The sequence below is a fragment of the Shewanella sp. JNE2 genome (assembly GCF_023159115.1).
Lineage (GTDB): Bacteria > Pseudomonadota > Gammaproteobacteria > Enterobacterales > Shewanellaceae > Shewanella > Shewanella putrefaciens.
Genome location: NZ_CP096169.1, coordinates 1,588,609 through 1,602,464 on the forward strand (window position 1 = coordinate 1,588,609; position 13,856 = coordinate 1,602,464).

General features: G+C 43.7%; 9 protein-coding genes. 2 read left to right on the top strand and 7 right to left on the bottom strand.

All coding sequences use genetic code 11. The features are described from left to right. Position 1 precedes the first annotated feature (1 nt). The 7 genes from MZ182_RS07080 to MZ182_RS07110 all read right to left on the bottom strand — a co-directional run bounded on the left by MZ182_RS07080 (position 2) and on the right by MZ182_RS07110 (position 10,427). Complete coding sequence (locus MZ182_RS07080) at positions 2-1,243, bottom strand: sugar diacid recognition domain-containing protein (RefSeq protein WP_011789907.1); 1,242 nt, start codon at positions 1,241-1,243, stop codon at positions 2-4. Between the two features lie 8 nt (positions 1,244-1,251). Beyond that, positions 1,252-1,920 (bottom strand): uracil-DNA glycosylase family protein, encoded by a 669-nt coding sequence (locus tag MZ182_RS07085; RefSeq protein ID WP_411028095.1) that lies wholly within the window; start codon positions 1,918-1,920, stop codon positions 1,252-1,254. A gap of 50 nt (positions 1,921-1,970) precedes the next feature. Next, positions 1,971-2,576 (bottom strand): hypothetical protein, encoded by a 606-nt coding sequence (locus tag MZ182_RS07090; protein WP_025007503.1) that lies wholly within the window; start codon positions 2,574-2,576, stop codon positions 1,971-1,973. 184 nt (positions 2,577-2,760) lie between these two features. Further along, positions 2,761-4,860: an MtrB/PioB family decaheme-associated outer membrane protein gene (locus tag MZ182_RS07095; protein ID WP_248066397.1), complete on the bottom strand. Its 2,100-nt coding sequence runs from the start codon at positions 4,858-4,860 to the stop codon at positions 2,761-2,763. A 12-nt stretch (positions 4,861-4,872) separates the two neighbouring features. Beyond that, positions 4,873-5,877: a DmsE family decaheme c-type cytochrome gene (locus MZ182_RS07100; RefSeq protein ID WP_248066399.1), complete on the bottom strand. Its 1,005-nt coding sequence runs from the start codon at positions 5,875-5,877 to the stop codon at positions 4,873-4,875. A 69-nt stretch (positions 5,878-5,946) separates the two neighbouring features. Beyond that, entirely contained in the window at positions 5,947-7,911 is a 1,965-nt protein-coding gene (locus MZ182_RS07105; protein ID WP_248066401.1) for an OmcA/MtrC family decaheme c-type cytochrome, read from the bottom strand. 329 nt (positions 7,912-8,240) lie between these two features. Beyond that, a complete protein-coding gene (locus tag MZ182_RS07110; protein WP_248066403.1) occupies positions 8,241-10,427 on the bottom strand; it encodes an OmcA/MtrC family decaheme c-type cytochrome in 2,187 nt (728 codons plus the stop codon). Positions 10,428-11,266: 839 nt separating this feature from the next. Between MZ182_RS07110 and MZ182_RS07115 the strand changes: the two genes are divergently transcribed. After that, positions 11,267-11,506 carry a FeoA family protein gene (locus tag MZ182_RS07115; RefSeq protein ID WP_011623257.1) on the top strand — a complete coding sequence of 80 codons (240 nt, stop codon included), beginning with the start codon at positions 11,267-11,269 and terminating at the stop codon, positions 11,504-11,506. After that, positions 11,499-13,793: a Fe(2+) transporter permease subunit FeoB gene (gene feoB / locus MZ182_RS07120; protein ID WP_248066406.1), complete on the top strand. Its 2,295-nt coding sequence runs from the start codon at positions 11,499-11,501 to the stop codon at positions 13,791-13,793. The genes MZ182_RS07115 and feoB overlap by 8 nt, the downstream gene beginning before the upstream one ends. The last annotated feature ends 63 nt before the right edge of the window (positions 13,794-13,856 follow it).

The following is a 13,856-nucleotide window of genomic DNA, read 5'->3' on the forward strand; positions in this document are numbered from 1 at the left end:
ATTACCCCGTGTTTTTTGAAGAATCAATAAGCTGCCCGAGATACAGGCTTAGCAATCCATGTAAGGATTGAATATCGGCTTGGGTGATTTGTTGAATTTTATCGAGGCGATACCTTAGGGTATTACGGTGAATAAATAAGGTGTTAGCACATTGCTGGGCATCACCGAAGTGGGTGATATAGGCGGCTAAGGTTTTACGTAATTGACCGTTTTTATCCGCTTTTGCAAGTTGTTGATAAGGCGTTGCCAGTGCTTGGCCACGCCAGTCATGTTTAAGCCCTGAAAGCAGTACTTGCAGTGAATAATCTTCGAACAGGTATTTATTCCCTTCTGGGTTGAGTTGTTTACCCAGTGCTAAGGTTTCCAGTGCCGTTTGATAGGAGCGTGCAATACCGCCGTTTTCGGGGAAAAAATGACCTAGGGCGATTTTAAAATTAAGGTTCATCTGCGCGGGTAAGCGCTGGAGCAATCGATCTATACGTTGATTCTCAAGCTCTGGATCCCACTGTTTTCCATCTAAAAAAGCGGGTTTTAAAATCACAAGCTGCGACATGGAGGTCATGGCTATTAAGTTGCCACGATCGGGGTATTGCAGTAAATGCAACACTTGCTTAAGGGTTTCACCGACCCTGTGGTTACGATCATCAGTAGCATTCACTTGAAGGGTATCCGCTAAGTCAATGGCAAGGGGATCTGAGGGCCGTTTCGGTATTTTTATTGGCGTACTTTTCTCACTGATCTCTATGATAGCCGCGACTCTTGGCATACTCATATCAATATCCAGTTGTTTTGCCCAGCGATGTAACTGCCTATCATCGGTTTCTGCTTTGATAAGCTGCAGGATAAACTCTTCTCTTTGGCGATTTTCCCATTGCAGTTTATCTTGCAGGTTGGCTTGCTCAACAATCATTTCGGCGGTCATTTTGAGTAATTCGCCGTAATGGGTTAGCTCGTTAGGATCGCCTGTTATACCGACAACACCGATAATTTGTCCTTGATAATGCAAAGGTAAATTGATACCGGGTTTGACACCATGCAGACTTGCTGCGACCTCTTGGCTTATCTCGACATTGCGATTTTGAGCAATTGCTAATAGTGCGCCCTCGTGGATGGAACCTATTCGCTTAGGATCCCCTGAGCCTAATATCATCCCTTGGCCATTCATCACATTGATATTGTGACCAATGATTTTCATGGTGCGACTGACAATTTGTTTGGCTATGGCTGAATCGAGAAGATACATAAAAGGGCCTAGTTTTGCTGCTGTAATAGGGATAAAACACGCGCTCTTAATCTCGGTAACTGATCTGTTTCAAACTCAGGATGTTGCTTAAGCCAACGGTTATTACGTGGGCTAGGGTGAGGTAACACAATATACGTTGGCCAACATTGTTGCCATTGCTCAGTTGCTTGCGTCACTGTGATGGACTTTTGTTTCAGTTTGCGAGGTGTGTGCGTTGCCGTATCTAGTCTATCCAGTGGGGTGGTAGATTCGGTAAAAAGTTCGCGGGGAAGATGATAATCGATGGCATATTGCCCTAGGATCACTATCAGCTCAATTTGTGGCATTAATGCTAATAATTGAGGATGCCAAGTGGCGGCGCATTCGGGGCGGGGTGGTTTATCACCTTGCTTCTTACCGTTTCTTTCAATACTGCCAGGGAAACAAAATCCCATAGGAATGATGGCAAAAAGGGCTGGATTGTAAAATTGCTCCCGAGTGACATTTAACCAAGAGCGTAGCCGCTCACCGCTAGCATCGTCGAACGGGATGCCTTTATCGTGGGTTTTAATCCCCGGTGCTTGGCCTGCAATTAAAATTCGCGCTTGGCGACTTGCTTGTAATATGGGTTTAGCTGCTAAGGGCAAATGGGCTTGGCACTGATTGCATGCCCTTATCTTTGCTAATAAAGATGTCATGGATGCTGAACTTGGCATACTTGTACATGCACCTTGAGAGGCTATTTTCATTAGTGTTGCAGCATAATAACTGTTTGATAGAGCCAATAAATCAATAGTGTGTAACCTAGTGCTAAACCAAGATAGCTTAAGAGTTTAGGCATTTTACTTGGCGTAGATGCAAGGCAAATATGGGCAACGACAAGCGTAAAAAAACACAAAGGCGGGATTAAATAGCTTAATAAAAAGAGAATGAGTGCGCCGATACTTAAAATCCAGTCAGCATTGCGGTTGGTGACTTTATCAATTTTATTCAGTTGTAATGGCAGTAATATTAAGCCTGTGCCAACACAAATAATGCCAAAGTTAAGGGCAAAGTCGCTCCATCCTCGATGATCATAAAGGGCCAGTACTAGGCTAATAATGGGGATAAGCGATGCGCTTAAGACATGACCATAGGTAAAACGCTTGCTACGATATTTACCAGCCCAAAAGAATAACCCCTGTAAAAATAAGTTAAGTAAGGTAAAACCACCTAATCCTAAAATGATAAAAATACTGGCAATACCGCCAGAGGCGTCAAAGGCTGAAGCGGGTAAGGGTAGCAGGCTTAGGCACAATAACGTGAGCAATGATGACAACCATTGATGTGGGAAGATGGAAGACTTAATTTGCATGGGCTCAAACGATTAACCAAAAGATTGAATTAAGATCCGCTAAAGTGAGCTAAAACTCAAGAAATATGGTTTTTATCAACGGACTTTCACTCCAGAGTCTGATCTTATTCAAGATTTTTGCTTGTCGTAGCGCTTAAACAAAAGCCCGCAAAATGCGGGCTTTTAGATATAAACCGATTAAACGCTAGAGTTTGTAGCTCATGCTTAGCATGATCATCTGTGCCGTGTAGTCATGGCTATTGCTGCCAAAGCCTACAACGTTCCCAATGCCATCAACAGCGATATCATTCGCGGCGTCATTATCTTTATAGTTCTCAACTTTATAATCTAAGCGCCAAGCCATTTTCTCGGTGGCTTGATATTGAGCGTATAAGTTAATGTTGTGAACTTTGGCAAAATAATCACCATAGTCGCCAGTGATACCTTGTCTTACTTGAGTGTTACTGTCGGAGTTTGAATAAGTGTAATCCAATCCCATACGTAGCTTGTTCTCAAGTAAATTGTTGTAACTAATGCCAGCACCAACGACATCAACCTTGTCTTCAATATAGCTGAACCAATTGGGCGTGCTGCTTTCTTTGATGTCAACTTGCGCCTGATCCGATTTAATGATTTGGTAGTTGTAGAACGCCGTCGCCAGTAAGTCAGTGGTGATCATATAACTGATATTGGCATCATAACTGGTGTCTTTTGACTCCGTTAAACCAATTACTGTGTCGGTATAATCATCAAGCGCATAACGGGCACCAACATCAATGGTTAGACTATCGATAGGCGTGTGGGTGATACGTGCTTCTACTTGGGTTCTGTCACGGTCAGCCAAATTGTACTTACGTAACAGGCTGTTGGTTTCAGAAGATGTCCATTCGGAGGCTTGATACTGCGAGCCATCACGTTGGCCATAGCTGCCTTTTACCCACATGTCCCACATCTCGAAGCTATTGATTCTAAAACGTGCCCAAACGGTATTCTCATCCGTGGTCTCACGGTATTGATAATTACGTTCGTCACGTTTGAAGTCATAACCGCCATCGAGCTTCATACCTTGGGTAATACGGTAATCTGCCGCCACTTTAAAGCGTTGCGTACGATTATCGTAAGGTGTGTTATAAGCCACTTTACCGTTGACATTATTGATTCTGATCTGAGTCCATTCTTCAACTTGGGTATTATTGTCACGGTCGTAGTAATCGTAACTACCTGTTAAGCGAAGATCCTTGCTGACTTTGCTAACGACTTTCAGGTTCATACCCAGTAGATCGACTTTGGCATCTACAGCTTCGGTATTGAGCTGATTCGCATAACGATAGTTATCCGTCACCAATGCCTGATCTTGGCTCATTTGCCCAGTCAGAATACGGCCTGACAATGCGTTACTGCCGTCGTTGTACTGTCCCATCAATGACACTGTGTGTGCCTGGTTATCAGGATCAAGCGCCATCGTACCTTGGGTTTGGGCACCATGGGTGGGGTTGAAAGCACTGTCAAAATTTAACTGGTTGTACTCATTTTTGAAAATAGAACCATTATAGTTAAGTGCAGTAAACCAACGATCACCCTTAAGCTTAATACCCGCTTCAATGGTGTCAGTGGTGTAATCCACAGGCTCTGCTAACATCATCGATTGGTAGAAGAAGCTACCAGATGCTTGTTTCAAGCCGGTTTTTTCTTCACGCATGTAGTTCACATAGGTGCTCCACAGCGATTCGCCTTGATACGCAAAACCCAACCCCATACGTTCACGTTTGAGTGACAGTTCGAGTGAGTTCAGATTATCCATCAATAACGGCATTTGGCTGCTAGAACCAGCAGTAATCCAATTGCTTGGCAATGTTAAGTTATTTCCACCAATACCTGAGTAAGGTGTTAAGGCGTTATTGGTGTCGTAAGTCGCAATTTGGCGGTAATTAACATTAACATTGTACTGGCCAAGTTTGCCTGCATTAATGTCTAAACGCCCGCCATCCATACCTAATTGGTAGGCATCAATGTTGGCGCGATAACCTTTTTCACCACTGTAGGCTAAGTCAGCGTCAAATTTGCCGGCGACTTCATTTGAGGTACCAAAAGCATTAGCCGAGCGAATATCATCCTCGCTGTTATAACCAACGCCCACACCCACAGTACCAGATACGCCCGTTTCAACGATGCAGCCCTTACAGCTCCATGCTGAAAGTTTGACCTTTTCAGTGTTGGCATTAGCAATGCCATAACCATCAGCAGCAACGGCAAACCCGGTATTTGCTAATAACGCCAGAGTGATCAAATTGAGTTTAAATTTCATTTTATCTTCTCCTTAGCGCTGTAATAGCTTGCCAGATGGATGGTTTGAACCATGAACCTGACTATGGCAATTTAAGCAGCTTCTTCCACCCGTATAGGCATAATCACCCACGTTTTCGCCTAAACCAGTGTTTCCTAAATAATGCCCCTTACTACTGGCGTGCTCACCTCCATGACATTGCTGACATAACTGAGGCGCGCGGTTTTTTAGCATGGCATCATTCACACTACCGTGAGGATTGTGGCAAGTGACGCAATTTTCAGTAACGGGTGCATGCTCCCAAAGTTTTGGGCCGCGTTTTTCAGCGTGACAGGCATAACAGGTTTCGTTGATGCTAGGCTTATTAAGATCGGAATCCGTCATGCTCCCATGGGGGTTATGACAATCGCTACAGGTCATTTGAGCCCATTTTAATGGATGACTTGAGCGTTTATTCATATCTGCTTTTTGCTTGGTATGGCAGCTAGTACACACTTCCATCTCAGTGTTTTTTGATAACACAGGATCTTTGGCTACGTGAACTTGGTGACAAGAGGCACAGGCAACATCAGCATTGTCATGGTGACCACCATTCCAAGACATACGTTTGTCATCTTGGTGACAGCCCATACAGACACTGTTTTGTTTGTCGGCACTTAAGGTGGATTGCTTACCGAAAGTGATCATCGGTTCATTGCCACCCTTATTGTGATTCCCCATTGGACCATGACAGGCTTCACATTGTAGGCCAGCCATTGGGCTCTTAGAGGAATCAATCGCACCATGAACACCTTTGAAGAGGTCCATGACTTTTTCAGACTTTTTGTGACACATTAAACAAGAATCCGCCCCTTTAGGAGAATAACTCCCTTCAGCGAACTTTTTATCTAAGGTGGCTTCGACTTCCTTTGGCGTCATTTTTTCATCCCACTTCGAGGCATGAGCACTCGGAGCAAGACACAATGACATGACTACCGACACCGCCAAAGACATGGCAAGTGTAGGTAGTAACTTTTTCATTTTTAAGTTGTTCTTCATAATAGGCTTCCCAATTTGTCCCAACAAATTTCAAGAAAGGGGGAGTTAGACTCCCCCCGCTTGGGCAAATTACATTTTCACTTGAGTGTGATCTGTTGGAGTGGGTTTATGACAGTAGAAACAGGTTTCTGACTGCACTGCCTGGTTGGCTTGGGTGTAATCACCGTTCACAATCGCGCCCATATTTTCTAAGCCGTGGCCAATGGATTCTGGCGTATGGCATGAAATACAAGTGGCTGTGATTGGTGTGGTGTATTTACCCGCAGCAGTTGCCAGAGCGCCTTTGACCTTGAATGAATCGAGGTTGAAGTCGTTATGACATTGAGTACATTCTTTGATGACACCTTGTTTACCGTGAACAACGTGTAATTTCATCTCCAATGCACCTTTGTTAGCACCACTTGCGTAAGTACCATCTGGGGTATGGCAGGTGACACAAGCATCAACACCAACTGTCATTTTGCCATTAAGCTGACGACCTAATTGTTCTGTCATCACAAAGCCCGCATGGTGACCTTTGTGAATTTCAAAGGTATCACTGTGACAGCCTACGCAAGTATCAAATTTCACTGAATTGATATGGCGCATGCTTGGCGCATTACCAGATTTGGTACCAAAGGCTAACTCAGCTTTCATACTGGTGGTTTCACTACCCGTTGCACAAGCGATTAAGCTAGAGCCTGAGCTACACATTTCTAGACCGATAAAGGTAAAGGCGGTATCCGTATCGCCAGCACCGAAAGGCAGTGCAGGGGTCGTAAATACCAGTTTACCGTCAACAAGAGTAACACCCTCTTGCAGTGCACCATCTTTAACGAGGTCTTTAGCGATTTTAGCTTTACCACTACCTGGACTTGGGTTGTAGCCCATAATTGGGAAGTTTGGACCCACGTTAGTGATACTTTCTAAACGCTTAATTTTACTCTGTACGCTTGCAGCATCAATCGCCTTACCGTCTTTATCTAGGATGGATACAGTGAGGACAGCGGTATCATCGGCTTGACCAACCAATGTTGCAGCCATACCTAATTGAGCGATAACCGCTTTCTTATTAGTGGTTTTCACTGTATGAAGTTCAGCGGTCCAAGCACTGTTATGACAGGCGATACAGTTTGAGTTATCAAGCTGTTGTGAATGGCCTTTACCTGCGGCAAAGTCCACTGTGCTGTGACAGCTACCACAGGTAGCAGCGGTTGGGATACGTGACCAATTACTCCAATCTGGCGCGGCATCACTTTCAGCGTGGCAGCTTTGACAGCTATCTAATGCATTTAAGGTTAAGTCTTTATGCTTAGCATGGACTAACACATTAAATTCATTGCCTGCTTTTACTCGGCCAGGAGTATGGCAACTCGCACAGAAATTAACATCATTGGTGTAATGTTTGGCGTTAATCACTTTATCGTGGCAAGTATTACAGCTTTCAGTTGCAACGATTTTACGGCTATAAGTCGCATCAGCCCCCGTGTCTGCCATATAGTCAAATATGCCAGTAAAGACAGGTAGCGTGGTGCCATCAGGTAATGGTGCTGGTGTACTGCCGCGAACATAGTTATTCAGTACAATACGCTGGGCTAACTCACCGTTATAGGTTGCACGGGTACTTGTTTTGAGGTTAGTACCGAAGTCATAGCTGTAGGTACCATTTTTGTGATCGACTAACGTACCAGTACATTTTTTAACTGCAGGCGTTAAATCACAAGTTTCATCGATAAGATATTGCCATTTTGACGCATCACCAGCACCTGTTGCTCCCTGAGGAACCAGTTGCTCAGCGTAAAATTTGAAATATTGAAGCCCAACAACGGGCATATCATCTTCGTTAGTTACTCGAAATTGAAGGCTCGGCAAGCCGTCCTTTATTAAGGCTTTCTCAAAGTTGAAGTTTAATGTTTGGATTGTACCAGCAGGCTCGCCACCAGGTTCTCCAGGATTACCATCATTACCATCGCTGCCACCACAGCCCACTAAGGCCATAGAGACTGCACTTGCTGCTAACAGCAGTGCGATTTTAGATTTATATGCGTTCATCATTTTTTCCCTGCATAGGTTTGGCATTGCTTAACCGCTTATATTCTAGCTCATACAGATTCTATGTCTGTGTTTTTGATAACTAGAGGCGACTTAAGTTAATGCTGGAAATAGAATTCCCCAAGGAAAGGCTAACCTAACATGCCGTTAAAATCTCCAAGGCCTTTGCTAATGTGTGACTTGGATCTTTCTATTTCTAAAGAGGTAGTTAAACCACAGGTGAAAAACAAATCGAGAACAAAAAAACAACAGATAGTGAGATAGAAATAAAAAGAGAGAGGGGACACCTCTCTCTTTTCGTTTTGGCTCTCTATTGAGAGAATTAAGCTGGCTTAGTTACCGTGTGCCTCCATCAATTTAGATGGAGTATGGCAAGTTGCACAGCTTTCAGATGCTCTATTTTTAACATCCGCCGCACTGGTTCCATTTAAGATGCCGCCATTAGTTTCAATGTGCGATTTAGCTGCGTCAGACAGATATTTCTGGTGACAGCTTAAGCAAGTACCCGCATCGGAAGATACCCAAATTTCAGCACCGTTATTGTTAATATCACCAAAGCGCCATGCACGTTCTGGTGCTCTGCCTAAAGTGATGCCAGTTACAGTACCACTTTTTTCAACGTGACAGGTTGCACAATCACTCTTCAGTACAGTGCCTGATTGAACGCCAGCGTACTTCAGGTAGTGACCTTCACGCTCGTGCGCTTTCCACGCAAAGCTAGTTGGGATTTTGCCACCAGGATATTTACTATCGGTCTTTAAGCCTTTATCTGATGTATGGCAAGATTGGCAGTTAACGCCGTTATCATAGTGATAGATTTGTTGATTATGACAACCTTGACATTTACCTGCGTCGATAATGTCGCGACGAACACCAGGTTTAGCACCTTCATCTACACCAGTGCCTTTCCATACGAAATGATATGGAGCTTCTTTAATGACGACTTTACGTACTCCAGCTTTTGAACAGTCAGTCAGTGCGACTTCTGCTACGCCATAGCCGCCATTGTTGAAACATGCTTCAAGAGCTGACCAGAGTTCAAATGTTTTACCATCTTTATCTGTCGGTAAAGTGAAGCCAGTTCCGACCATAGAGTAAACTTTAGTTGAATCATTGTAGGTGCCCGTTTTTAATTGGATACGGCGAGCACTATATGAAGCATCAGAGTCATTTGGATAATCTTTATTAGAATCCCATGCCACAACGACTCGTGAATCTTGGTTTACATAGGCTTTATCAACAGCATTACCATCTTTGTCAACGACTTGGACATCAAAGGTCATCTTGCCAGCATCGTTTACGCCGACATTGCTGAATTTAACCACTAATGCTTTTGCATCAATGAAAGCTTTCATCACATCGCCATGACGTTTAGCTGCACTATCGGTTCCGCCATAGGGTTTCGTTGCATTGTGACAAGATACACAATCTTTACCCACGTTCAGATGGCTTTTCGATGGTGTTTGATGGCATGCAATACAGGCAGTGTTGCTTAAGTCAGCTTTGAATAAATCGGCATTAGCAGGAGCATTTGCACCTTCTACGTGACATGCTGCACAATCAGCAGCAGGTTTCTGTGGATATTGTACTTTACCGTAATCGATGACTTTACCACCGTAGCCAACGATTTTGTAAGGCGCTGCGACTTCTACACCTTCAGCGTTGACCGTTTTTCTGTCGGCACCTTTATGAATAGAGTGGATCATATAGGTGAAGTCAATGCTATTACCTGATTCAGGATCACCAGAGGTAGCCGTGTGGCAAGAGGCGCAGTTTTCGATGTCTAAACGGCGACCACCGTGTAATTGTAAGCTATCAGGTTGGTGACAGGTGTAACAGGTGTCGATAGACACGACATTACGACTGGCAATACCTTCGGTTTTACCTGTTGATGGCTGCCAATCTAAGTGTGCGTTAGCGACAACTTGAGGGAGTTCCAATTCGAGGGTAGCGCGTTGGGTGTAATCGGCATTGTAAGTTACAGCCACAGGGCTAGTCACATTGGCGATATTGGCTTGATAAGTGTAGCTGTAGGTACCATTACCGTTATCAACTAAACAAGTGTCACATTTACTTGCTGACTCAACGTTAGCTTGGAACTGGGCAGATGGATTAAGGTTATCAACACCGGATGGAACGGTCCCAGGTTCTTTCTTGGCATTGATATAGGCTTGCCACTGTAAACCGCGGTCAGCTTCAGTTTCACCCACTTTTTCTTTAACTGGAGTTAATTGTGCAATACCAAATCGTAAATCGTGATCTTTCGTTAGGCCTAACACTGCAACGCCATTAGCGTTTTCTAAGGTAAAGTTTACTGTGACTTTACCAGCATTAACCGTTGCATCTGTGAATTTTGCTTTTAACGTCGAGGTTGAGTCGATATTAACACCAACGACGCCTGGTTGCCCGTCAGCACCATCGTTACCATCACTGCCACCGCAACCTGCGAGTAGGAGTGAAAGTAAACCGGCACCCAACATCGCTTTGGTTGCGGTATTGAAATTGAACCGTTTCATCATGATATTTCCCTGCAATAGTTGTAATCATCATCAAATGCACAGTAAATAAGAATTAATCTCATTAGGTGCATAAAATGTGTGGAATTATTTTCCACTTGTAAGGCTAACGTAAGTCACTGGTATTTATCAGTCACTTTAGGTGGGTAATGTGATTGAGATCTGACTATTTCTTTAGGGGTAGATAAAGTACTAGATGCTTGCATAAAATGAGTTCCTTTTTATCCATTGTGATAGGCCATTAAGACCTGCAACATAAGGGCCGATTCGAGAGCGCTTGAGTTCAGCTATGCATCGATTTTTTACTTCATCTGTTAGGGTTTAGTGCTGTTTTTACGTTATGGATCGCTAAGGCTCTGTCGGTATCATGCTGACATCCAATTTGATGATTTTTGTATCAAATATCCAATCTGCTGCTGTTTACTCACGCATTCTTTTGTTACTTTTTATTTTTATATTGCTAATTTAGCACTGCTTAAGGTTAGAGTATTTTTATGATGATTGCGTAACAAAATTTATACTTTTTGATTGTAAAGATAGATGATTTTTATCGTGATAGTGGTAATTGCTTGTGTCAGTAAAATCGAATTTAGAATAGGTTTACTTTACGTTTCATTAACCTTTTGGGCGTTTACAGGCGTCCATGATTGCTTGAGAGGTATTTTTATTTTCAGTTGGTCGTTTATTCATTGGGATTTTTATCACATAATACCCAACACAATTGAAAACTATTATCGTTACCAGTCAAAAAGGTTGATCTAGGTAAAGTTATTAGCAATATCGCTCAGCTACAATAGGCGCAGTTTTTTCAAGCTTGAACCTGTTGCAAGGTGGAATACGTAATGAAGTTAAGCGAACTTAGTCCCGGTGACCGTGGCATTATTTCTGAAATCGGGCGCTTGGATTTGCCACAAACAGTAAAGCGCAAATTATTATCTATGGGTATCACGCCAAATACGCGATTTTCCTTGATCAGACGAGCGCCCATGGGGTCAGGTTTAGAACTGGATATTCGTGGCAGTAAACTTTGCATGCGTAGAGATTTGGCAGACATCATTGAGGTGGAAAAGGCGAATGACTAAGCAGTTTCATTGCGTCACAGTTGGTAACCCTAATGCGGGTAAATCGACACTCTTTAACGCACTCACGGGTGCGAATCAACAAGTGGGTAATTGGTCTGGTGTGACCGTTGAGAAAAAGACCGGTCATTTCACCCTAAATGGTGCTGATGTTTATTTAACTGATTTACCAGGTATTTACGATTTACTTCCCGCGGGTAACAGTTGTGATTGCTCCCTTGATGAACAGATTGCCCAGCAATATCTGGCCGAGCAACGTATCGATGGGATTATTAACTTAGTCGATGCCACTAATATTGAACGCCATCTATATCTTACCGCTCAGTTGCGTGAGCTTGCTATTCCTATGGTGGTGGTACTGAATAAAATTGATGCGGCCATTAAACGCGGCATTAAAGTTGATTTACAGAAAATGAGCCAAGAGTTGGGCTGTCCTGTCATTGGCGTGTGCTCGCGCGATCCTGCCGATGTTGAAAAAGTGCAGGCTCAGGTGCTTGATTTGCTACAAGGGCGAGTTTCTGAGGCGCCACTTATGCTCGATTATGATGAGCAAATTGAAGCGGGTGTACAGTTACTTTGTCGTAAAGATCCTAATCTTAGCCGTGGTCGGGCACTGGCGATGCTTGGTAATGGTTCTGGGTGTGGTAGTTGCAAAAATGCGGAGTTGCAGAGTGAGGTTAATGTTTGCACTCAACTGATTGCACAACAAGGACATGATATTGAAGTCATGGTGGCGACCACACGTTTTAATTTTGTTGAGCGTGTGTTCCAAGGTTCTGTGAAGGCAGATGGTTTCCTTACATTAAGCGATAAACTCGATAAACTCGTATTGCATCCTGTGTTTGGCATTCCTGTATTTTTGTTTGTGATGTACTTGATGTTTATGTTCAGCATTAACATCGGCAGTGCCTTTATCGATTTCTTTGATGTGTTTGCAGGCGCTTTATTTGTCGATCATTTTGGTGCTTTCTTAACGAGTATGGGATCACCAGACTGGTTAGTCACCATCTTAGCGGGTGGCGTTGGTCAAGGTATTCAAACGGTATCCACTTTTATACCTGTCATTGCAGCCCTGTTCCTTGGTTTGTCTATCCTTGAAAGTTCTGGCTATATGGCGCGTGCGGCATTTGTGGTTGACGGTTTAATGCGTCGTATCGGGTTACCCGGCAAAGCTTTCGTGCCTATGATAGTCGGGTTTGGCTGTTCAGTGCCTGCCATTATGGCAACACGCACCTTAGGAAGTGAGCGTGAACGTATTGTCACTGGTATGATGGCACCTTTTATGTCCTGCGGTGCACGTCTACCTGTATATGCGTTGTTTGCTGCCGCTTTTTTCCAAGATTCAGGGCAAAATTTAGTCTTTTTACTCTATATCATTGGGATCTTTGCGGCGATTGGTACGGGATTATTGCTCAGAAGTACTTTATTACCCGGTACCAGCAGTGCTGTTGTCATGGAATTACCCAGTTACGAATTACCTAAGCTTAAAGCCGTGATGGTGCGCACAGGTAAGCGAACGAAGAGCTTTATCTTAGGGGCGGGCAAGACCATTGTTTTAGTGGTAACACTGCTGAACTTTATCAATGCAATTGGTATTGATGGTAGTTTTGGGCATGAAAATAGCCAAGCTTCCTTACTGAGTGTAGCAAGCCAGAAAGTGACACCCGTGTTCGCACCGATGGGACTTGAGCCAGATAACTGGCCTGCGACGGTGGGGATCATTACGGGGATTTTTGCTAAAGAAGCTGTTGTGGGCACATTAAATAGTCTGTATACCAGTGCAGTGCCAGAGGATGCAGAATTAGCTCCGTTAATGGATAGCTTTAATGAAGCTTTAGCCACAATACCTGCTAACTTATTCGGTTTAGATTTAGAAGATCCGCTTAAATTATCTGTGGGCGATGTATCAAATACGGAAGTTGCGGCCGAGTCTCAAGGCGTAGCAAACTCAACCTTTAGTGCATTGCAGTCGGGATTTACCACTAAGATAGCGGCATTCTCCTACTTACTGTTTATCTTGCTTTATACTCCCTGTGTGGCTGCAATGGGGGCGTTGGTGAACGAGTTTGGTTCTCGCTGGGCAACATTTGCGGCAACTTGGACTTTCTCACTGGCTTATGGTTCTGCGACGATTGTGTATCAAGCGGCCACCTTTAATGAGCATCCAATGCAATCGAGTTTGTGGATTGGGTTCTTCTTGCTTGCTTTAGCTGGTTTTTACTTGTGGTTAAAGCGTAAGGGACGTCGTACGCAGCAAATTATCCCTGGGATCCGTATCATTACTGAGTAAGAAATGTCAGCTTAGTAGACACAAAGATAAAAGCAGCTTTCATGGCTGCTTTTATTGTTTTAC